The 20,561-nt window shown below is 63.4% G+C and carries 19 protein-coding genes; 14 read left to right on the top strand and 5 right to left on the bottom strand.

Annotated features, from left to right (window positions below; translation table 11 throughout):
- Positions 1–107 precede the first annotated feature (107 nt).
- From FJ942_RS08865 to FJ942_RS08855, 3 genes are all read left to right on the top strand, one after another.
- Positions 108–527, top strand: coding sequence for a helix-turn-helix transcriptional regulator (locus FJ942_RS08865; RefSeq protein WP_140496800.1), 420 nt, complete (start codon positions 108–110; stop codon positions 525–527).
- Positions 528–697: 170 nt separating this feature from the next.
- The gene (gene metK / locus FJ942_RS08860; RefSeq protein WP_140496798.1) at positions 698–1,963 is read left to right on the top strand and encodes a methionine adenosyltransferase; all 1,266 of its coding nucleotides are present in this window, start codon (positions 698–700) and stop codon (positions 1,961–1,963) included.
- Between the two features lie 27 nt (positions 1,964–1,990).
- A complete protein-coding gene (locus FJ942_RS08855) occupies positions 1,991–2,692 on the top strand; it encodes a tRNA (guanosine(46)-N(7))-methyltransferase TrmB (protein WP_140624826.1) in 702 nt (233 codons plus the stop codon).
- A gap of 115 nt (positions 2,693–2,807) precedes the next feature.
- On the opposite strand, the gene FJ942_RS28465 is transcribed toward FJ942_RS08855, so the two are convergent.
- On the bottom strand, positions 2,808–2,972 hold the full coding sequence (locus FJ942_RS28465; protein WP_181165285.1) for a hypothetical protein: 165 nt from the start codon (positions 2,970–2,972) through the stop codon (positions 2,808–2,810).
- Positions 2,973–3,265: 293 nt separating this feature from the next.
- On the opposite strand from FJ942_RS28465, the gene rimP reads away from it, so the two are divergent.
- The 10 genes from rimP (at position 3,266) to FJ942_RS08805 (ending at position 15,553) form a co-directional block, all read left to right on the top strand.
- A complete protein-coding gene (rimP, locus tag FJ942_RS08850) occupies positions 3,266–3,913 on the top strand; it encodes a ribosome maturation factor RimP (protein ID WP_140496792.1) in 648 nt (215 codons plus the stop codon).
- 49 nt (positions 3,914–3,962) lie between these two features.
- The gene (nusA, locus tag FJ942_RS08845; protein ID WP_140496790.1) at positions 3,963–5,558 is read left to right on the top strand and encodes a transcription termination factor NusA; all 1,596 of its coding nucleotides are present in this window, start codon (positions 3,963–3,965) and stop codon (positions 5,556–5,558) included.
- 38 nt (positions 5,559–5,596) lie between these two features.
- The gene (locus FJ942_RS08840; RefSeq protein WP_140897627.1) at positions 5,597–6,247 is read left to right on the top strand and encodes an RNA-binding protein; all 651 of its coding nucleotides are present in this window, start codon (positions 5,597–5,599) and stop codon (positions 6,245–6,247) included.
- Positions 6,244–8,817 (top strand): translation initiation factor IF-2, encoded by a 2,574-nt coding sequence (gene infB, locus FJ942_RS08835; RefSeq protein ID WP_140513170.1) that lies wholly within the window; start codon positions 6,244–6,246, stop codon positions 8,815–8,817. The genes FJ942_RS08840 and infB overlap by 4 nt, the downstream gene beginning before the upstream one ends.
- Before the next feature lie 114 nt (positions 8,818–8,931).
- Positions 8,932–9,342, top strand: coding sequence for a 30S ribosome-binding factor RbfA (rbfA, locus tag FJ942_RS08830; protein ID WP_140759455.1), 411 nt, complete (start codon positions 8,932–8,934; stop codon positions 9,340–9,342).
- Entirely contained in the window at positions 9,342–10,313 is a 972-nt protein-coding gene (truB, locus tag FJ942_RS08825) for a tRNA pseudouridine(55) synthase TruB (protein WP_140897492.1), read from the top strand. Before rbfA ends, truB begins: the two co-directional genes overlap by 1 nt.
- A gap of 44 nt (positions 10,314–10,357) precedes the next feature.
- A complete protein-coding gene (corA, locus tag FJ942_RS08820) occupies positions 10,358–11,461 on the top strand; it encodes a magnesium/cobalt transporter CorA (protein WP_140897491.1) in 1,104 nt (367 codons plus the stop codon).
- Between the two features lie 130 nt (positions 11,462–11,591).
- Positions 11,592–11,903, top strand: a complete 312-nt coding sequence (gene rpsO, locus FJ942_RS08815) for a 30S ribosomal protein S15 (RefSeq protein ID WP_281405124.1) — start codon at positions 11,592–11,594, stop codon at positions 11,901–11,903.
- Between the two features lie 413 nt (positions 11,904–12,316).
- Positions 12,317–14,464 carry a polyribonucleotide nucleotidyltransferase gene (gene pnp, locus FJ942_RS08810; protein WP_140513176.1) on the top strand — a complete coding sequence of 716 codons (2,148 nt, stop codon included), beginning with the start codon at positions 12,317–12,319 and terminating at the stop codon, positions 14,462–14,464.
- Between the two features lie 69 nt (positions 14,465–14,533).
- A complete protein-coding gene (locus FJ942_RS08805; RefSeq protein WP_140658050.1) occupies positions 14,534–15,553 on the top strand; it encodes a class I SAM-dependent methyltransferase in 1,020 nt (339 codons plus the stop codon).
- A gap of 18 nt (positions 15,554–15,571) precedes the next feature.
- Here the strand turns inward: FJ942_RS08805 and FJ942_RS08800 are convergent, their stop codons facing one another.
- The 4 genes from FJ942_RS08800 to fabA form a co-directional block, all read right to left on the bottom strand.
- Positions 15,572–17,116, bottom strand: a complete 1,545-nt coding sequence (locus tag FJ942_RS08800) for a bifunctional diguanylate cyclase/phosphodiesterase (RefSeq protein WP_140513180.1) — start codon at positions 17,114–17,116, stop codon at positions 15,572–15,574.
- Positions 17,117–17,242: 126 nt separating this feature from the next.
- Positions 17,243–18,055, bottom strand: coding sequence for an enoyl-ACP reductase FabI (gene fabI, locus FJ942_RS08795; protein WP_140496772.1), 813 nt, complete (start codon positions 18,053–18,055; stop codon positions 17,243–17,245).
- Positions 18,056–18,086: 31 nt separating this feature from the next.
- On the bottom strand, positions 18,087–19,307 hold the full coding sequence (gene fabB, locus FJ942_RS08790) for a beta-ketoacyl-ACP synthase I (RefSeq protein ID WP_140496770.1): 1,221 nt from the start codon (positions 19,305–19,307) through the stop codon (positions 18,087–18,089).
- Between the two features lie 49 nt (positions 19,308–19,356).
- On the bottom strand, positions 19,357–19,875 hold the full coding sequence (gene fabA, locus FJ942_RS08785; RefSeq protein ID WP_140496768.1) for a 3-hydroxyacyl-[acyl-carrier-protein] dehydratase FabA: 519 nt from the start codon (positions 19,873–19,875) through the stop codon (positions 19,357–19,359).
- A gap of 242 nt (positions 19,876–20,117) precedes the next feature.
- Between fabA and irrA the strand changes: the two genes are divergently transcribed.
- Positions 20,118–20,549, top strand: coding sequence for an iron response transcriptional regulator IrrA (irrA, locus tag FJ942_RS08780; RefSeq protein WP_181165297.1), 432 nt, complete (start codon positions 20,118–20,120; stop codon positions 20,547–20,549).
- Positions 20,550–20,561 lie beyond the last annotated feature (12 nt).

The raw sequence follows: 20,561 nt of genomic DNA, 5'->3' as shown, positions 1-20,561 counted from the left end.
CCTGAAAATTTCTCGAAGCCGGTGGATCGTTCTGTTGGGGCAGTCGCCTCCGGCTTTGTTTGGGTAGGAAAAAAATCACAAAGCCGAAAAAATTCGGCGAGGAAAAAATGACAGAAGATAACAAGAAGAAACCGAATCCGATCGACATCCATGTTGGAAGTCGCATCCGGCTTCGCCGCAATATGTTGGGAATGAGCCAGGAAAAACTAGGCGAGAACCTCGGCATCACATTTCAGCAGATACAGAAATATGAAAAGGGCACCAACCGTGTCGGCGCAAGCCGCCTGCAGGCGATAGCATCCATACTCGGCGTGCCTGTCGCCTTCTTTTTCGAGGATGCGCCGGGCCAGGAGAGCCCGGCCGGCCGCGGTTTCGCGGAGGATGCTTCGATGGCTTTCGCCGTGGAATTCTGCGGCAGCCCGGAGGGCCTTCAACTCAACCGGGCCTTCGTCAAGATCGCCGACGTCAAGGTGCGTCGCAGGATCATAGACCTGGTGAAGTCGCTGGCGTCCGAAGATTCCGACTGATCCGCAACAGGACTCGAGCCGGCGGCATTTCGGCCGCTGGTGGTACAAAATATCGACATCGACATTCATGCCAGAAGGGCGGCACCGCTTGACGAGCGGCGCTTCGCCCCGCTAACACGTGGCGCGCCAAATCGGCAGCCTGCCGATCGTTTTTTCAAGAGGGGACACCCGTGACGCGGCAGAACTACTTCTTTACCTCGGAATCCGTTGCCGAGGGCCATCCCGACAAAGTTTGTGACCGGATATCCGACGAGATCGTCGACCTGGTCTACCGTGAGGCCAAGAAGACGGGCATGGACCCGTGGAAAGTCCGCGTCGCCTGCGAGACACTGGCGACCACCAACCGCGTCGTCATCGCCGGCGAGGTGCGCGTTCCCGAGACGCTGCTGAAGAAGGACAAGGAAGGCAACATCCTGAGGGATGCCGCCGGCCATCCGGTCGTCAACCCGGCGAAGTTCAAGTCGGTCGCCCGCAAGGCGATCCGCGAGATCGGCTATGAGCAGGCCGGCTTCCACTGGAAAAAGGCCAAGATCGACGTTCTGTTGCATGGCCAGTCGCCCGACATCGGCCAAGGCGTCGACAATGCCTCCGACCGCCAGGGCGAGGAGGGTGCCGGCGACCAGGGCATCATGTTTGGCTATGCCTGCCGCGAGACGCCGGACCTGATGCCGGCGCCGATCTACTACAGCCACAAGATCCTCGAACTTCTGGCCGCCGCCCGCCACCAGAACAACGGCGATGCAGGCAAGCTCGGGCCGGACGCCAAGAGCCAGGTCACCGTCCGCTATATCGACGGCAAGGCCGCCGAAGCGACGCAGATCGTGCTGTCGACCCAGCACCTCGATGCGAGCTGGGATTCCAAGAAGGTGCGCAAGGTCGTCGAGCCCTATATCCGCGAGGCATTGGGTGACCTCAAGATCGCCGACGATTGCATGTGGTACATCAATCCGACCGGCAAGTTCGTTATCGGCGGGCCTGATGGCGACGCCGGGCTGACCGGCCGCAAGATCATCGTCGACACCTATGGCGGCGCCGCACCCCATGGCGGCGGCGCTTTCTCGGGCAAGGACACCACCAAGGTCGACCGTTCGGCCGCTTATGCGGCGCGCTACCTGGCCAAGAACGTTGTGGCGGCGAAACTTGCCGACCGCTGCACCATCCAGCTTTCCTACGCCATCGGCGTCGCCCAGCCCTTGTCGGTCTATGTCGACCTGCACGGCACCGGCAAGGTCGACGAGGCAAGGCTCGAGGAGGCGCTGCGCACTGTGATGGACCTGTCGCCGTCCGGCATCCGCCGCCACCTCGACCTCAACAAGCCGATCTACGCCAAGACCTCGTCCTACGGTCATTTCGGCCGCAAGGCCGGCCGCGACGGATCTTTTTCCTGGGAAAAGACCGATCTCGCCAAGGCGCTCAAGGATGCTGTCGCTGCCTGAGGGCGGCGACAGGACCTTGATCAGCCGATGAGTTCCGGGGACAGGCCAAGCCGCGCGACAGAAGCCTTCTTCGGCCGTCGGCGCGGCAAGCCGGTTCGCCCGCAGCAGGCGGCGGCGCTGGAAAGCGGCCTCGACGCCTATCGGCTCGATCTGACGACCGAGGCGCCGTCGGATCTGCGGGCTCTGTTCGAAGCCGATGTTTCCGCCGTTCGCCTCGAAATCGGCTTTGGCGGCGGCGAGCATCTCCTGCATCGCGCGACCGAAGCGCCGATGACCGGCTTTATCGGTGTCGAGCCCTTCGTCAACGGCATGGCCAAGATGATGATGGCGGTGCGGGAAAAGCCGCTGGCCAACCTCAGGGTCTACGACGACGACGCCACGCGGCTGCTCGACTGGCTGCCGCAGGCCTCGCTCGATGGCATCGACCTGCTCTATCCCGATCCGTGGCCGAAGAAGAAGCACTGGAAGCGCCGTTTCGTCAGCCCGGTCAATCTCGAGCGTTTCGCACGCGTTGTGAAGCGTGGCGGCGAATTCCGTTTCGCTTCCGACATCGACACCTATGTGAACTGGACCCTGCTGCATTGCCGCGCGCATGGCGGTTTCGCCTGGCAGGCTGCAGAGGCCGTCGACTGGCATCGCCCCTACGATGGCTGGCCAGGCACCCGCTACGAGGCGAAAGCCGTCCGCGAGGGCAGGCGGCCGGCCTATCTTACCTTCATCAGGACCTAGGCATCAGGTCCCAGGCATCGGGATTGGGCATCAGGATCCAGGCGCCCTTCGTGAGGGGGGCGATCTTCAATTGTTGCGGGGACACAGAAATCGAATGTCGCCCGTTGGCCGGAGTTCAGAAACGGCCGATCTTGTCGAAAGCCGTCGGATCCATGCCGAGCCTGCGCAGATCCTGGGCGTGCGGCTTGCGGCTGGCTTCCACCGCCCGCGACGCGGCTACGGCGCTGCCGAATGTGGTGAAGAGATCGCCTATGGCGGAAAAAACCTTGCGGCTGTTCATTGTCATGTCCTTTCGCGTGCGGTGACGCGCTATCGCTATCGTTTTGTGCAATGCAACATAGATAGGAGCGCGGCTTGAGGACCAACAAGGGCCGTTGCCGCATGGATGGCATGCACCTGGCGCAAGCCCAATGCACCGGACATGCGCTCAGTTGGGACGGCGGGCTTGAAACACCGGGGCGGATCGTTTATATCAGCCTCAAATTCTTGGTCGGTATGACGAAGAGTGGGTCCACCCGGTCCCGCTCTTTTTTATTACCTGCCGACGGCTAGAGAATGATCGACAGGAATCGAATGACGTCAACGGCAAGCGAGAGCGACGATCGCATCATCCGCGAAAGCGGCATCGATGCGCGCATCGCGCTGATCGTCCAGCCGGTGCTGCGCGGCATCGGCTTTCGCCTTGTACGCGTGCATCTGTCCGGCCAGAACGGGCTGACGCTGCAGATCATGGCTGAGCGCGAGGACGGCACCATGACCGTCGAGGATTGCGAAGAGGTGAGCCGTGCGGTGTCGCCGGCGCTCGACGTCGACGATCCCATCGAGAAGGCGTATCATCTCGAAGTCTCATCGCCCGGCATCGACCGGCCGTTGGTGCGCAAATCGGATTTCGTGACCTGGACCGGTCATCTGGTGAAGATGGAAACATCGGTCGTTGTCGCGGATCGCAAGCGCTTCAAGGGCAAGATCGCCGAAGCCGGTGAGAACGATGTGCTGATCGAGCGCGACAAGGCGGCCTACGGTGAGGAGCCGACAGTGCGCGTGCCCTACGACGCCATTGCCGAAGCCCGGCTGATCCTGACCGACGACCTCATCCGTGATGCGTTGTCGAAGGACAACAGGGCGCGCAAGGAAGCCAAGAAACGCCGCGGCGAACCGGACGACGACGTACCGGAGGGTACGGAACCGGGCGCTACGGAAGAACACGAACAGGAAAGTTGATTGAGCTGCCAGGCCCCAGGGGCCGGCAAACAGGCTCGGGAGAAAAAACATGGTTGTAAGCGCCAACAGACTTGAACTGCTGCAGATTGCCGATGCGGTCGCGCGTGAAAAGTCGATCGACAAGTCGATCGTCATCGCCGCCATGGCTGATGCGATCCAGAAGGCGGCACGCTCGCGTTATGGCCAGGAGACCAACATCCGCGCCGACATCAACCCCAACACCGGTGAGATGAAGCTGCAGCGGCTGATGGAAGTGGTCGAGAAGGTCGACGACTATGCCACGCAGATCGCCATTTCCTCGGCGCGCGAGCGCAATCCCGACGCCCAGCTCGGCGACTTCATCGCCGAACAGCTGCCGCCGATGGATTTCGGCCGCATCGCCGCCCAGTCGGCCAAGCAGGTCATCGTGCAGAAGGTGCGCGAGGCCGAGCGCGACCGCCAGTATGACGAATACAAGGACCGCATCGGCGAGATCGTCAACGGAACCGTCAAGCGCGTCGAATACGGCAATGTCATCGTCGATCTCGGTCGTGGCGAAGCAATCATCCGCCGCGACGAGCTGATCCCGCGCGAAAACTACAAATATGGCGATCGCGTCCGCGCCTATGTCTACGACGTGCGCCGTGAGCAGCGCGGCCCGCAGATCTTCCTGTCGCGCACCCATCCGCAGTTCATGGCCAAGCTCTTCACCATGGAAGTGCCGGAGATCTATGATGGCATCATCGAGATCAAGTCGGTCGCCCGCGACCCCGGTTCGCGCGCCAAGATCGCCGTCATCTCGCGCGACAGCTCGATCGATCCGGTCGGCGCCTGCGTCGGCATGCGCGGCAGCCGCGTCCAGGCGGTCGTCGCCGAATTGCAGGGCGAGAAGATCGACATCATTCCGTGGTCGCCCTCGGCCGCATCCTTCATCGTCAATGCGCTGCAGCCGGCGGAAGTCGCCAAGGTCGTGCTCGACGAGGACGCCGAGCGCATCGAAGTGGTGGTGCCGGACGACCAGCTCTCGCTGGCCATCGGCCGCCGCGGCCAGAATGTGCGCCTCGCTTCGCAGCTCACCGGCTGGGATATCGACATCCTGACCGAGGCCGAGGAATCCGAGCGCCGCCAGAAGGAATTCGTCGAGCGCTCGGCGCTGTTCATGGAAGCTCTCGACGTCGACGAGATGGTCGGCCAGGTGCTCGCCTCCGAAGGCTTCACCAGTGTCGAGGAAGTCGCCTATGTCGATGCCGGCGAAATCGCCTCGATCGACGGCTTCGATGAGGATACCGCCTCGGAGATCCAGACCCGGGCCCGCGAATATCTGGAGAAGATCGAAGCCGAGCACGACGAAAAGCGCAAGGCGCTGGGCGTCAAGGACGAGCTGCGCGAAATCCCCGGCATCACCACCGCCATGATGGTGACGCTCGGCGAGGACGGCGTGAAGACGATCGAGGATTTCGCCGGCTATGCCGCCGACGACCTCACGGGCTGGAAGGAACGCAAGGACGGCGAGACCAAGGTGTATCCGGGCGTGCTGGCCGATCATGGCGTTTCGCGCGCCGATGCCGAGCAGATGGTGCTCGCGGCCCGTCTCAAGGCCGGCTGGATTTCCGAAGACGAGCTTGCAGCCGAAGAAGCGCCGGCTGACGAAGCCGTTGGTGCGTGAGGTGAAACCGCATCGCACAGAAACCGCCCTTGGACGAGATGAACGATCGCACCTGCATCGTCACCCGCAAGCAGGCCGAACCGGATGAACTGATCCGGTTCGTCGTCGGCCCGGATTCGGCCGTCGTTCCGGATCTCAAGAGAAATCTGCCCGGCCGTGGTTGCTGGGTGAGCGCCGACCGCCTACATATCGACAAGGCGGCGGCCAAGAACCTTTTTAGCCGCGCCTTTAAGGCACAGGTGGTCGTGCCGTCCGATCTCGGCGGCATGGTCGATGGGCTGCTTTCCAGATCCGCCCTTGGCATGCTGGGTCTCGCTCGCAAGGCAGGGGCGATCGCGCTGGGCGCCACCAAGGTGGAGAGCGCGGTGCGCGGCGGATTGGCGCTTTTCGTGCTCCACGCGACCGAAGCCTCAGACGATGGCGTGCGCAAGATCAGCCAGGCGCGGCGGGCGACCGTCCATATTGGCGGCCCCTCCATCCTTGCCTACAAACTTTTCTCCGAGGCCGAGTTGAGCTTGGCATTGGGGGGTACAAATGTGATACATGCTGCCGTCCTCGCGGGAGACGCGGGTAAGGCGGTCCAGAAGCGCATGGTTGCGCTCGACCGATATCGGGGCGGTACCCCGGACGATCTGGCAATGCTTGCGGCCGTTGCTGACGAAGATGAGGCCGCAGAGGATATGGAATGAGCGATACGAAATCGGGCGACGACAAGACGTTGAGTGTTACGCCGAAGAAGACCTTGACGCTGAAGCGCCCCGGCATGGAACAGGGCACCGTGCGCCAGAACTTCTCGCACGGCCGCACCAAGTCGGTCGTGGTCGAGACCAAGAAGCGCAAATTCTCGCTGCCCGGCGACAAGCCGGAGCCGGCGGTGGCGGCACCCGTGTTCACCCCGAAGCCGGCGGTCGCGGCGGCTCCCGTCGTGCAGGAGGCACCCAAGGCGCCGCCTCCACCTCCGCCGGCACCGGTCGAGCGTAGCGGCATGGTGTTGAACGAACTGTCGCGCAGCGAAATGGAAGCGCGCCGCAGGGCGCTCGAAGGCTCCAAGGCGCGCGAGGTCGAGGACCGGCAACGCGCCGTCGAGGAAGCCAAGCGCCGCGCCGAGGATGAGGAGCGCCGCAAGCGCGAGCGCGAGGAATCCGCACGCCGCCAGGCCGAGGAAGAAGCGCGGTTGCAGGCCGAGGCCGAATCCCGCCGCCGCGCCGAGGAAGAGGCGCGTCGCCGCGCGCCGCAGGCCGCCGAACTGGCGACCGCCGACGAGGAAGAAGAGGTCAAGCCGAAGCGGACTGGCGCCGGTGCGCCGGTGCGCCGCCTGGTGACGCCCGAAGTGGCGCGTCCGGCCAAGCCGACCAAGGGCGAGGAAGACCGCCGTCGCGGCAAGCTGACGCTGAACTCAGCGCTTTCCGACGAGGATGCGCGGGCCCGTTCGCTGTCGTCGATGCGCCGCCGCCAGGAAAAGTTCAAGCGCGCGATGCACAATGAGCCGCGCGAGAAGGTTATGCGCGAAGTGATCCTGCCCGAAACCATCACCATCCAGGAACTGGCGCAGCGCATGTCCGAGCGCGCCGTCGATGTGGTCAAGTTCTTCATGAAGCAGGGCCAGATCCTGAAGCCGGGCGACGTCATCGACGCCGACACGGCGGAACTGGTCGCCACCGAATTCGGCCACACGGTCCGCCGCGTCGCCGAGTCCGACATCGAGGAAGGCCTGTTCAACATCGCCGACCGTCCGGAAGACCTGGTGTCGCGGCCGCCTGTCGTGACCATCATGGGGCATGTCGACCACGGCAAGACCTCGCTGCTCGACGCGATCCGCAACGCCAATGTCGTCTCCGGCGAGGCCGGCGGCATCACCCAGCATATCGGCGCCTATCAGGTCGAGAAGAACGGTCAGAAGATCACCTTCATCGACACGCCCGGCCACGCCGCCTTCACGGCCATGCGCGCCCGCGGCGCCCAGGCCACCGACATTGCCATCCTGGTGGTGGCGGCCGACGACAGCGTGATGCCGCAGACGATCGAATCGATCAGCCATGCCAAGGCGGCCGGCGTTCCGATCATCGTGGCGATCAACAAGATCGACAAGCATGACGCCGATCCGCAGAAAGTGCGCTCCGAGCTGTTGCGCCACGAAGTGTTCGTGGAATCGATGGGCGGCGAGGTGCTGGACGTCGAAGTGTCGGCGACCAAGGGCACCAATCTAGACAAGCTGCTCGAAGCGATCCTGCTGCAGGCCGAAATCCTCGACCTCAAGGCCAATCCGGACCGCACCGCCGAGGGCGTCGTCATCGAGGCGCAGCTCGACAAGGGCCGGGGCCCCGTCGCCACCGTGCTGGTGCAGACCGGCACGCTGATGCCGGGCGACATCCTTGTCGCCGGCAATGAATGGGGCCGGGTGCGCGCGCTGGTCGACGATCGCGGCGAACACGTCAAGGAAGCGCCGCCGGCTATGCCGGTCGAGGTGCTCGGCCTCCAGGGCACGCCGCAGGCCGGCGACCGCTTCGCCGTGGTCAACAACGAGGCCCGCGCCCGCGAGATCACCGAGTACCGCCAGCGTCTGGCCCGCGAGAAGGCGGTTGCCCGTCATGCCGGCCAGCGCGGTTCGCTCGAACAGATGATGTCGCAGCTGCAGACGAGCGGACTGAAGGAGTTCCCGCTGGTCATCAAGGGTGACGTGCAGGGTTCGATCGAGGCGATCAACGCAGCGCTCGACAAGCTTGGCACCGACGAGGTGCGTGCGCGCATCGTCCATGCCGGCGCCGGCGCCATCACCGAAAGCGACGTGTCGCTGGCGGAGACGTCGGGTGCGGCGATCATCGGCTTCAACGTCCGCGCCAATGTGCAGGCACGCGCCGCGGCGGCGGCCGCTGGCATCGAGATCCGCTATTACTCGATCATCTACAACCTCGTTGATGACGTGAAGGCGGCTCTGTCGGGTATGCTCTCGCCGGAGCGTCGCGAGACCTTCATCGGCAATGCGCAGATCCTCGAGATATTCGACATCACCAAGGTCGGCAAGATCGCCGGCTGCCGTGTCACCGAAGGCAAGGTCGAGCGTGGCGCGGGCGTGCGCCTGATCCGCGACAACGTCGTCATCCACGAAGGCACGCTGAAGACGCTGAAGCGCTTCAAGGACGAGGTTTCGGAAGTCCCGGGCGGCCAGGAATGCGGCATGGCCTTCCAGAACTACGAGGACATGCGCGTCGGCGACATCATCGAGTGCTTCCGCGTCGAGATGGTAACCCGCACGCTCTGAGTTCGTGTGACGTCCGTCATGCCAGGCGGTGGCCGAGAGGCCGCCGCCTGGCAAACATTTGAGACATGAGGCACGGTCCTATCCCGCGCCCCACGCTTTCAGGATCGAGAAAAAATGCCCCGTTCGACCACATCAGGCCCATCCCAGCGCATGCTGCGCGTCGGCGAGCAGGTGCGCCATGCGCTGTCCGAAACCTTGCAGCGCGGCGAGATCATCGATCCGCTGGTCGAGAATGCCGTGGTTTCGGTGTCGGAAGTGCGCATGTCGCCCGACCTCAAGATCGCAACCGCCTTCATCTCGCCGCTCGGCGCCACGGACGCCGGCGCCGTGGTCGAGGCACTCAACAAGCATGCCAAGTTCGTCCGCGGCCGTGTCTCCGGCGCGCTGCGGCAGATGAAGTACATGCCCGAGTTTCGCTTCCGGCTCGACACCTCCTTCGACAATTTCGCCAGGATCAACGATCTCCTGAAATCGCCGGAAGTGGCGCGCGATCTGGATGCGGACGACGACAAGGACAGTGAATAATGGCGCGCCGCGGCAAGAAGAAGGGCCGGCCGATCTCGGGCTGGGTGGTGCTGGACAAGCCGGTCGGCATGGGCTCGACCGAGGCCGTCTCCAAGATCAAGTGGCTGTTTCAGGCGGAGAAGGCCGGCCACGCCGGCACGCTCGATCCGCTCGCTTCCGGCATGCTGCCGATCGCGCTCGGTGAAGCCACCAAGACCGTGCCCTACGTCCAGGACGGCGCCAAGATCTACCGCTTCACCGTGGCCTGGGGGCAGGAGCGCTCGACCGACGACCTCGAAGGTCCGGTGACGCGGGACTCCGATCGGCGCCCCGTGGAGGCCGAAGTGCAGGCGCTGCTGTCGAAATACACCGGCGTCATCATGCAGACGCCGCCGCAATTCTCGGCCATCAAGATCGCGGGCGAACGCGCCTATGATCTCGCCCGCGACGGCGAGACGGTCGACATTCCCGCGCGCGAGATCGAAATCGGCCGCCTCGACATCGTCGAGCACGGGGCCGATCACACGGTTTTCGAGGTCGAATGCGGCAAGGGTACCTATGTGCGCTCGCTGGCCCGCGACATGGGCCGCGATCTCGGCTGCTTCGGCCATATTTCTGAACTGCGCCGGATCGAGGTCGAGCCGTTCACCGCCGAGGATTTCGTCACCGTCGCCGAACTGGAGGCGGCGCGCTTCGGCGAGCAGGGTCATGGCACGCAGCAACCGTCCCCCGATTCGATAGAAGCGCCGATCGATTTTGCCGCGATCGACGCGCTGCTTGTCGACACCTCGGCGGCACTCGACTGCCTGCCGCAGATAGCCATCAGCGACGATGCGGCGACGAAGATCCGCCTCGGCAATCCCGTCATCATCCGCGGCCGCGACGCGCCGGTGGAGGCCGAGGAAGCCTGCGCGACCGCGCGCGGCAAGCTGGTGGCCATCGGCGCCATCGAGCAGGGCATGTTCAAGCCCAAACGGGTCTTTGCCGGGTGAGGGCCCTCGTCTAATCTCTATGCGATATCTATCCGAGGGGCCGCATGGCAAAGGTTGAGGCGATCAAGACGCGGGCGCCGCTCAGGGCCAGGCGGCCGCCGGTCGGTGCATCGCCCGGAACGCTGATCGCCGATCCCGCGGCGCGACGCTCGGAACTGCGGCTCACCCTGATCTCGCCGCAAAAGTCCAAAACGATCGACAATGCCAGCATCGACGACGTCAATGCCAATTGCGAAAAGTGGCCGGTCATCTGGCTGGACTGCACCGGCCTGGCCAATATCGAGCTGATCAAGGAGATCGGCCGCATCTTCAGCCTGCATCCGCTGGCGCTGGAGGACGTCGTCAACACGGGCCAGCGGCCGAAGGTGGATTTCTACGAAGACCATGCTTTCGTGGTCGTGCGGATGATCGACGACGTCGCCTCGCACCGCTACGAGCAGATCGCCGTTTTCCTTGGCAAGAATTTCGTCGTCACCTTCCAGGAGCGCGAAGGCGATCCGTTCGATCCGGTGCGCAAGCGCATCGAAAGCTCGGCGCCGAACCGGCTGCGCGCCCGTGGCGCCGACTATCTCGCCTATGCGCTGATCGACGCCATCGTCGATAGCTACTTTCCGCCGATCGAGGCGGCCGGCGAACTCGTCGACAGCATCGAGGACCAGATGCTGCACGCACCGCACAAGCATCAGATGCAGCAGCTTCATGGATTGCGGCACGACGCCAATGTGCTGAAGGGGGTGCTGTGGCCGGTGCGCGATGCGCTAGCGACGCTGATCCGCAACGACGTGTCCTATGTGAAGGCCGAAACCAAGGTCTTCCTGAACGATACGCTCGACCACGCGCTGCGGCTGATCGAGCTGGTCGAGAACCAGCGCGACATGCTGACCGGCCTGATCGAGATGCATCTGTCGCTGAGCCAGGCACGCACCAACGACGTCATTTCCTATCTGACGATCGTCTCGGTCATCTTCATGCCGCTCACGTTTCTGGTCGGCGTCTGGGGCATGAATTTCGATCCGGAGACGTCGCCTTGGAACATGCCTGAGCTGAAGGCCTATTACGGCTATCCCTTGTCGCTGCTGTTCATGGCCGTGGTCGCGGTTGGGCTGATTGCCTTCTTCAAATGGAAAAAATGGCTTTGGCAGGGATAACTTGCCGTTTTGGCGTGAAAAGCCGGCTTCGTGAATTGGGCTGGTGTTTTCTTGGGAATTGCACTATATGCGCCGCAGCTTAGCGCTATGACGCTCTGCTTGCACCGGCCCCTGCTGGACGACATCCCGGCTGAGGGCGACCCGTTTCCTCGAACAGATAAGGAAAAACACGATGTCGATTACTGCCGAGCGCAAACAGGAATTGATGACTGAATTCGCAACCGCCAAGGGCGACACCGGGTCTCCGGAAGTTCAGGTAGCCATCCTTTCCGAGCGCATCAAGAACCTGACCGACCATTTCAAGGACCACAAGAAGGATAACCATTCCCGCCGTGGTCTGCTCGCTCTCGTCTCCCAGCGCCGAAGCCTGCTTGATTATCTCAAGCGCAAGGACGACACGCGCTACCAGACGCTGATCGAGAAGCTCGGCCTGCGCCGTTGACGAATTGACCGGCGGGCCTCACAAGGGCCCGCCGGTCGCGCATTTGAGCACCGGACCAATCCGATCTCGAATGCAGGTACTGGAGCGCCGCGCACCCATCCGGATGCCGGACGGACGCTCCAACAAGTTGAGTTTGCGCGTGACGCATTCCACAAGCCGCTGCTTGTGGGGTCATGCGCAGGGCCAGTCGGATCGATTGGCCAAATCCGGTTTCGAGCGTGCAGAGGGCCCCCTCGAAGCCACCCCATGGACGGTCATGGGGCAGGATTGCAGGACGCTCGCGCGGCCATCCGGCCGACATGGATCGAGCTTCCCGTTGTCTTGCCCGTGGCTGCCCGAGAAAGGAAGCCAGGGGAAAGGGCACCCGCGCACGCTGAAACGGCGCGGCCCTTTCCTCATATGAAGGACAAGACATGTTCAATCACCACAAAGTGGAAATCGAATGGGGCGGTCGCCCGCTCATCCTCGAAACCGGCAAGATCGCGCGCCAGGCCGACGGCGCCGTGCTCGCCACCTACGGCGAGACCAAGGTTCTCGCCACGGTCGTTTCGATGAAGGAGCCCAAGCCGGGCCTCGACTTCTTTCCGCTGACCGTCAACTACCAGGAAAAGACCTACGCCGCCGGCAAGATCCCGGGCGGCTATTTCAAGCGTGAAGGTCGTCCGAGCGAAAAGGAAACGCTGGTTTCGCGCCTCATCGACCGCCCGATCCGCCCACTCTTTGCCGACGGCTACAAGAACGACACGCAGATCGTCGTCACCGTCGTCCAGCATGATCTCGAGAACGATCCGGACATCCTGTCGATCGTCGCCACCTCGGCGGCCCTGACCCTGTCGGGCGTGCCCTTCATGGGCCCGATCGGCGGCGCCCGCGTCGGCTACATCAACGGCGAATACGTGCTCAACCCGCATGTCGACGAGATGCAGGAATCCAAGCTCGACCTGATCGTCGCCGGCACCGCCGACGCCGTGCTGATGGTCGAGTCCGAAGCCAAGGAGCTCGGCGAAGACCTGATGCTCGGCGCGGTCATGTTCGGCCATCGCGGTTTCCAGCCGGTGATCGACGCGATCATCAAGCTGGCCGAAGTCGCCGCCAAGGACCCGCGCGACTTCACCGCGCCGGACTATTCCGCTCTCGAAGCCGAGATGCTGAAGATCGTCGGCGACGAGCTTCGCGACGCCTACAAGATCACCGACAAGCAGAAGCGCTATGCCGCCGTGGACGCCGTCAAGGCCAAGGTCAAGGCGGCCTTCGCTCCGGCCGAAGGCGAAGAGCCGAAATATTCCTCCGAGCAGATCGGCAGCGTGTTCAAGGAGCTCCAAGCCAAGGTCGTGCGCTGGAACATTCTCGACACCGGTTCGCGCATTGACGGCCGTGACCTGAAGACCGTGCGCAAGATCGTGTCCGAGGTCGGCGTCCTGCCGCGCACCCACGGTTCGGCGCTGTTCACCCGCGGCGAGACCCAGGCGCTGGTCGTCGCCACGCTGGGCACCGGCGAGGACGAGCAGTATGTCGATTCGCTGACCGGCATGTACAAGGAGAAGTTCCTCCTCCACTACAACTTCCCTCCCTATTCCGTCGGCGAGACCGGCCGCATGGGCTCGCCCGGCCGCCGCGAGATCGGCCACGGCAAGCTCGCCTGGCGCGCCATCCGCCCGATGCTGCCGACATCAGACCAGTTCCCCTACACGCTGCGCGTGGTCTCGGAGATCACCGAGTCCAACGGCTCGTCGTCGATGGCAACCGTCTGCGGCACCTCGCTGGCGCTGATGGACGCCGGCGTGCCGCTGGCCAAGCCGGTCGCCGGTATCGCCATGGGCCTGATCAAGGAAGGTGAGCGCTTCGCCGTGCTCTCCGACATCCTGGGCGACGAGGATCACCTCGGCGACATGGATTTCAAGGTCGCCGGCACCGCCAACGGCATCACCTCCTTGCAGATGGACATCAAGATCGAGGGCATCACCGAGGAGATCATGAAGATCGCTCTCGACCAGGCCAAGGACGGTCGTCAGCATATTCTCGGCGAAATGGGCCACGCGCTGTCCGGCGCGCGCGCCGAGCTCGGCGAGTTCGCGCCGCGCATCGAGGTCATGCACATCCCGACCGACAAGATCCGCGACGTGATCGGTTCCGGTGGCAAGGTCATCCGCGAGATCGTCGAGAAGACCGGCGCCAAGATCAACATCGAGGATGACGGCACGGTCAAGATCGCTTCGGCGAACGCCAAGGAGATCGAGGCGGCGAAGAAGTGGATCCACACCATCGTCGCCGAGCCGGAAGTCGGCGAAATCTACGAAGGCACGGTCGTCAAGACCGCCGACTTCGGCGCTTTCGTCAACTTCTTCGGCCCGCGTGACGGCCTCGTCCACATCTCGCAGCTTGCCAACGACCGGGTCGCCAAGACTTCGGACGTCGTCAAGGAAGGCGACAAGGTGTGGGTCAAGCTGATGGGCTTCGACGAGCGCGGCAAGGTCCGCCTGTCGATGAAGGTCGTCGACCAGGCCACCGGCAAGGAAATCGTTCGCGACAAGAAGGCTGAGAGCGAAGAAAACGCCGCCTGAACGGCCTGACCGAAAAATCGAAGCGGGCGCGGCTCATGTCGCGCCCGCTTTCGTTTATGGAGCAAAGGCATGTCTGCCGAACCGCTGAAGACACTTTTCCATCCATTCGAGGCCGAGGCGGTCGCTTTGCCAGGCAAGGGCGAACGGGCGCTTTTTCTCGGGGCCGAATCCGGCTTGCGGACACCGCGGGACTTCGACGCCGAGCTGCACGTGGTGCAAGGCTTCCGGCCGCATTTTCGCGCGCTGCAAGCCGCGGGCTTCACTGTCACCCCGCAAACGCAGGGCGATGGCTTTGACGCCGCGCTGGTGCTCGCGGGCCGCCATCGCGGCCAGAACGAGCTGCGCATCGCGGATGCGCTGGAGCGCGTCACCGAGGGCGGATTGATCGTCATTGCCGGCGGCAAGGATGATGGCATCGCCAGCCTGCGCAAGCGCATGGACGAGCTTGTGCCGCTCGAAGGCCATCTGCCCAAATATCACGGCATCGCCTTCTGGCTTCGCCGGCCGGCCGGGACGGACGCGTCGACAGCGCTGCGTGCCGCCAATCCCGCCGGGCTGGTCGACGGCCGCTTCAGCACGGCGCCCGGCATGTTTTCCTTCGATCGTGTCGATGCCGGTTCGAAGTTGCTGGCGGACCATCTTCCGGCCGACCTGCGCGGCCATGTCGCCGATTTCTGCGCCGGCTGGGGCTATCTGGCGGCGGAGATGGAAGCGCGTTCGCCCGGCATCTCGGCACTTGATCTCTATGAGGCGGATTTCGCTTCTCTCGAAGCCGCCAAAGCCAATCTTGCCACGGCCAGCCAGTCGGTTGCGAAAGGTTTCTTCTGGACGGACCTGCAGGGGGAGCCGGTCGAGCGTCGCTACGACGCGGTCGTCATGAACCCGCCTTTTCATCGCAGCCGCGCGGCCGAACCGGAGATCGGCGCCGGCCTGATCCGGGCAGCGGCAAAGGCGCTGAAGCCGGGAGCGCGGCTGTACATGGTGGCGAACCGCCAGCTGCCCTACGAGCCGGCACTGGCCGCCGCCTTCTCCAGCCATGCCGAGCTCGCCCGTGACGGCATGTTCAAGGTTCTTTCCGCGCGTCGCTGACACGCAACGGCGTGACACTCAGTGCAGATTGGCGACGCGCCTCGAATCCTCGATGACATGTCCCTCGCCGGCCATGACCGCAAGCGGCGCCGGCCGGCCGAACAGATAACCTTGCACCACCTCGCAACCGGCTGCCCTGAGCAGTGTCGCCTGGTCCTCTGTCTCGACACCCTCGGCAATAATACTGACGCCGAGTGCTCGCGAGAGGCCGACAATGGTCGATACGACGGCGCCGGAGCTCGAATCCGTATCGATGCGGCTGACGAAGGAGCGGTCGATCTTCAGCTTGCCGAATGAAAAATCGATCAGGTAGCTGAGATTGGAATAGCCGGTGCCGAAATCGTCGACGGCAACCGAGATGCCCATATCGGCAAGCTCTTTCAGGATGGCGGCGGCGCGGTCGCGGTCCTGCATCATGGCCGTCTCGGTGACTTCCAGCTCCAGCCGCGAGGGCTTGATGCCGGTGGTCCGCATCGTGTCGCGCACGAGGCCGATGAAGTCCTTGGTCATGAACTGGACCGGCGAGATGTTGACGGCGACGAAGCAGTCGTCGGGTAAATGGCGGGCGTCGCTGCATGCCTTGCGCAGAACCCATTCGCCGATCGGATTGATCATGCCGGTTTCCTCGGCGATCTGGATGAACTCCAGAGGTGGGATCATGCCGCGTTCTGGATGGTTCCAGCGGATCAGCGCTTCATAGCCGACGATGCGGCCGCTCGGCAGGTCCAGCTGCGGCTGATAGTGAAGGTCGAAATCACCGCGCTCGAATGCGATGTGCAGCTCGGATTCGACCCATTGGCGATGATCGGCGACCCGACCCATCTCGGTATCGAAGACCGACCAGTTGCCGACTCCCCTGGCGCGCGCATTTTGCAGCGCCAAGTTGGAGCGGCGCAGGATGAGGACCGGGTCGACGCCGTCCTTGGGCATCGCCACGATGCCCACCGACAGGCTCACCGATTGCTGGTGGCTGCTGAGCTCATAGGGCTCCATCATCTCGTCGATGAGCCTCTCCACCATAGCTTCCATCGTTCCCTGAATCTGATGATCGGGAAGCAGCACCGCGAACTCGCCGGCGCCGATGCGCCCGATCTGCACGCGCTCGGGCACGCAGGCCTGCAGCCGCTTGGTGAAGGCGCGGATCAGTTCGTCGCCCTGGCTGTAGCCGATCGCGTCGTTGATCTGCTTGAACCGGTCGATGTCGATGTCGATGAGGAACATCGGGGCCCCGGTGCGGCTCGTCGCGCAGGCTGCCTCGGCGATCTTGCCGACCATCGCCGGACGCGCCAGCAATCCGGTCAGCTTGTCGAACTGGGTTTCGTTGAAGACGAAATCAGCCGATTCATCGACGCCGGCGAAGAAAGACATCGCGGCTCCCGCCGCCGCCAATGCGCAAAGGGCAGCCATGATCGCCACCATCACGTCCGCCGGCATGCCGGCAAAGCCGTCGCCAAGCGCGTGCTTCAGCCCCCAGATGCCGAGAATGAAACTGCCAATGCCCGAACTGGCTATGGTGATCAGCCGGAACACCGGTGTGCGGTTCGGGTTGCTGACGGCAGGCATTGAAAGTCCCCAAATTGCGGGACTCTATAGCCGATAGGCCCTTAAAATGAGTTTCCGCGAATGCATCCAATTTTATTGGAAGGGAATTATTTCTTCGCAGGAGAAAAGACTATTTCGCGTAATGGCCTATTCGCTCGCGCGATCCGTCTGCTTCAGCTCCTCGAGCGTCGGCATGGAAACGATATGATAGCCGGAATCGACATAGTGGATTTCGCCGGTGACGCCGGAAGCGAGGTCGGACAGGAGGTAGAGTGCCGAGCCGCCGACCTCGTCGATGGTCACGGTGCGGCGCAGCGGAGAATTGCGCTGCTGGTAAGAGAACATGTGGCGCGCATCGGAAATCCCGGCGCCGGCAAGCGTTCGCACCGGTCCGGCCGATATGCCGTTCACCCTGATGCCGCGCGGGCCGTAATCGTTGGCGAGATAGCGCACGCTGGCCTCGAGGCCGGCCTTGGCGACGCCCATGACGTTATAGTTCGGCATGACGCGCACCGAACCGGCATAGGTCAGGGTGATCATCGATCCGCCATCCTGCATCAGGGCCGCGGCGTGGCGCGCGACCTCGGTGAAGGAATAGCAGGAGATGACCATGGTGCGGATGAAATTGTCGCGGCTGGTGTCGGCGTAGAGGCCCTTGAGCTCATTCTTGTCCGAAAAGCCGATGGCATGGACCACGAAGTCGAGCCCGCCCCAGGCCTTGCCCAAGGTCTCGAAGGTGGCGCGGACCGAGGCGCTGTCCTCGACATCGCAGGGAACCACCAGCGCCGCGCCGAGCTTGTCGGCGAGCGGCTTGACCCGGCGGCCGAAGGCGTCACCCTGGTAGGTGAAGGCAAGTTCGGCCCCATGTTCGGACAGTTTCCGGGCGATGCCCCAGGCGATCGAATGATCGTTGGCGACGCCCATGACAAGCCCGCGCTTGCCCTTCATCAATCCGTCCATGATCGCCAATCCTCGTGGAAAAAACGTGGCCTTATGCGGAATAGCGCTGGAAAACCAGCGTTGCGTTGGTGCCACCAAAGCCGAAGGAATTGGACAAAACGGTGTCGATCCTGGCGTTGTCGATGCGCTTTCGCACCACCGGCATACCCTCGAATTCGGGGTCGAGAGTCTCGATATGGGCGCTTTCGCCGATGAAACCGCCTTGCATCATCAGGATCGAATAGATGGATTCCTGCACGCCGGCCGCGCCCAGCGAATGGCCCGTCAGCGATTTGGTCGAGGTGATGAAGGGCATCTTCTCGCCGAACACCTCGCGGATCGCGCCCATTTCGCGGGAATCCCCCACCGGCGTCGAGGTGCCATGGGTGTTGATGTAGTCGACCGGGGTGGTGACGGTCGCCAGCGCCTGCCGCATGCAGCGGACCGCGCCTTCGCCCGAGGGCGCAACCATGTCGAAGCCGTCCGAGGTGGCGCCGTAGCCGACGATCTCTGCATAGATCTTGGCGCCGCGCGCCTTGGCATGCTCCAGTTCCTCGAGCACCAGCACGCCGGCGCCGCCGGCGATGACGAAGCCGTCGCGATCGACGTCATAGGCGCGGGAAGCGGCAGATGCCCTGTCATTGTACTTCGACGACATGGCGCCCATGGCATCGAACAGGTCCGACATCGTCCAGTCGAGATCTTCGTGGCCGCCGGCGAACACCATGTCCTGCTTGCCCCACTGGATCAGTTCGTAGCCATTGCCGATGCAATGCGCCGAGGTCGAACAGGCCGACGAGATCGAATAGTTGACGCCGTGGATCTTGAACCAGGTGGCCAGCGTCGCCGACGCGGTCGACGACATCGCCTTCGGCACCGCGAATGGGCCGATGCGCTTGGGGCTGCCATTCTTGAGCGTGGTTTCGGCCGCCTCGACGATGGTGCGGGTGGAAGGCCCGCCCGAGCCCATGACGATGCCGGTGCGCTCATTGGTGATGTCGCTCTCGCCAAGGCCGGCATCGGCGATCGCCTGGTCCATGGCGACATGGTTCCAGGCCGCTCCCTGGCTCAGGAAGCGCATCGCGCGGCGATCGATCATGGCGCTGGGATCGAGCGTCGGCGCGCCCCAGACCTGACAGCGGAAGCCGTGCTCGGCGAAGGAGTCGGAGAAGCTGATGCCGGATTTGGCGTCATGCAGCGAGGCTTGCACCTCGTTGGCATTGTTGCCGATCGACGACACGATGCCGAGGCCTGTGACTACGACACGTCTCATTCGCAACTCCTTCCAGGAATGCTGGCCACGAAGTCGGCCAGGGCGACGGTCAAGCGACCGCCGACTGCTTGGACAGACCGACTTTCAGGTCCGTTGCCGCGTATATGGGTTCGCCGTCCGCCTTTAGCCAACCATCGGCGATGCCCAGCACCAGCCGGCCACGCATCACACGTTTGAATTCCACGCCATACTCGACCTTTTTAACCGAGGGCGTGACCATTCCCTTGAACTTGACCTCGCCGGTCGACAGCGCCATGCCTTTGCCGGGTTCGCCCAGCCAGCCGAGATAGAAACCCGTCAGCTGCCACAGGGCATCGAGGCCCAGGCATCCAGGCATGATGGGATTGCCGATGAAATGGCAGGCAAAGAACCACAGGTCCGGCTTGATGTCGAATTCGGCGCGGATGAAGCCCTTGTCGAAAGCCCCGCCCGTTTCGCTGATCTCGGTGATGCGGTCAAACATCAGCATCGGCGGGTAGGGCAACTGGGCATTGCCCGGTCCGAACAGCTCGCCGCGGGCGCAGGCCAGCAATTCTTCGTAGTCGTAGCTGGATTTCGAACCCGCCATCAATCTCGTTCCCATATGTCCCGGGCGCTGGCGCGCCCTTGTCGTTGGTGTCCTAACACAATCTGTTTCAGGCCGGAAACCGGCGTTTGCGCTTAACCCGCCAGTCTTGCCGGGTCAATGCGCGCTATTGATCGCATCCGGACGACAGAATATATGTCGAAAGGGGTCCGGTTTCGGCAGACATCCATTTTTTTGCCATTCTGGACGTGTCTTGAGGCGGAACTGTGAGCTTGGACGACCAGATGGACCGGGGCTGCCGGAAGGAAAATGTCGCTGTGGACAAGCGGGTTCGTGAAGCCGGCCTGAGGCCGACACGGCAGCGCATTGCGCTTGCCGACCTGCTTTTCGCCAAGGGCGACCGCCATCTGTCGGCCGAGGAACTGCACGAGGAGGCCGTCGCCGCCGGCGTGCCGGTGTCGCTGGCCACCGTCTACAACGCCCTTCACCAATTCACCCAGGCGGGACTCCTGCGCATTCTGGCTGTCGAGGGCGCCAAAACCTATTTCGACACCAACACCTCCGATCATCACCATTTCTATATCGAAGGCGAAAACCGGATTTTCGACATCGCCAATGGTCCGGTCACCGTCACCAACCTACCGGAACCACCCGAGGGGATGGAGATCGCCAATGTCGACATCGTGGTGAGACTGCGCCCCAAACGCGCCGAATGACCGACGGTCAGG

Source organism: Mesorhizobium sp. B2-4-2, from assembly GCF_006442845.1.
Taxonomy (GTDB): domain Bacteria; phylum Pseudomonadota; class Alphaproteobacteria; order Rhizobiales; family Rhizobiaceae; genus Mesorhizobium.
This window is presented reverse-complemented; position numbering and strand designations above follow the sequence as displayed.

Excerpts from the sequence above, each read along its gene's own strand:
- FJ942_RS08865 (WP_140496800.1), top strand. The coding sequence starts at position 108 with ATGACAGAAGATAACAAGAAGAAACCGAATCCGATCGACATCCATGTT.
- FJ942_RS08855 (WP_140624826.1), top strand. The coding sequence starts at position 1,991 with ATGAGTTCCGGGGACAGGCCAAGCCGCGCGACAGAAGCCTTCTTCGGC.
- FJ942_RS28465 (WP_181165285.1), bottom strand. The coding sequence starts at position 2,972 with ATGAACAGCCGCAAGGTTTTTTCCGCCATAGGCGATCTCTTCACCACA.
- rimP (WP_140496792.1), top strand. The coding sequence starts at position 3,266 with ATGACGTCAACGGCAAGCGAGAGCGACGATCGCATCATCCGCGAAAGC.
- nusA (WP_140496790.1), top strand. The coding sequence starts at position 3,963 with ATGGTTGTAAGCGCCAACAGACTTGAACTGCTGCAGATTGCCGATGCG.
- FJ942_RS08840 (WP_140897627.1), top strand. The coding sequence starts at position 5,597 with ATGAACGATCGCACCTGCATCGTCACCCGCAAGCAGGCCGAACCGGAT.
- infB (WP_140513170.1), top strand. The coding sequence starts at position 6,244 with ATGAGCGATACGAAATCGGGCGACGACAAGACGTTGAGTGTTACGCCG.
- rbfA (WP_140759455.1), top strand. The coding sequence starts at position 8,932 with ATGCCCCGTTCGACCACATCAGGCCCATCCCAGCGCATGCTGCGCGTC.
- truB (WP_140897492.1), top strand. The coding sequence starts at position 9,342 with ATGGCGCGCCGCGGCAAGAAGAAGGGCCGGCCGATCTCGGGCTGGGTG.
- corA (WP_140897491.1), top strand. The coding sequence starts at position 10,358 with ATGGCAAAGGTTGAGGCGATCAAGACGCGGGCGCCGCTCAGGGCCAGG.
- pnp (WP_140513176.1), top strand. The coding sequence starts at position 12,317 with ATGTTCAATCACCACAAAGTGGAAATCGAATGGGGCGGTCGCCCGCTC.
- FJ942_RS08805 (WP_140658050.1), top strand. The coding sequence starts at position 14,534 with ATGTCTGCCGAACCGCTGAAGACACTTTTCCATCCATTCGAGGCCGAG.
- FJ942_RS08800 (WP_140513180.1), bottom strand. The coding sequence starts at position 17,116 with ATGCCTGCCGTCAGCAACCCGAACCGCACACCGGTGTTCCGGCTGATC.
- fabI (WP_140496772.1), bottom strand. The coding sequence starts at position 18,055 with ATGGACGGATTGATGAAGGGCAAGCGCGGGCTTGTCATGGGCGTCGCC.
- fabB (WP_140496770.1), bottom strand. The coding sequence starts at position 19,307 with ATGAGACGTGTCGTAGTCACAGGCCTCGGCATCGTGTCGTCGATCGGC.
- fabA (WP_140496768.1), bottom strand. The coding sequence starts at position 19,875 with ATGGCGGGTTCGAAATCCAGCTACGACTACGAAGAATTGCTGGCCTGC.
- irrA (WP_181165297.1), top strand. The coding sequence starts at position 20,118 with ATGGACCGGGGCTGCCGGAAGGAAAATGTCGCTGTGGACAAGCGGGTT.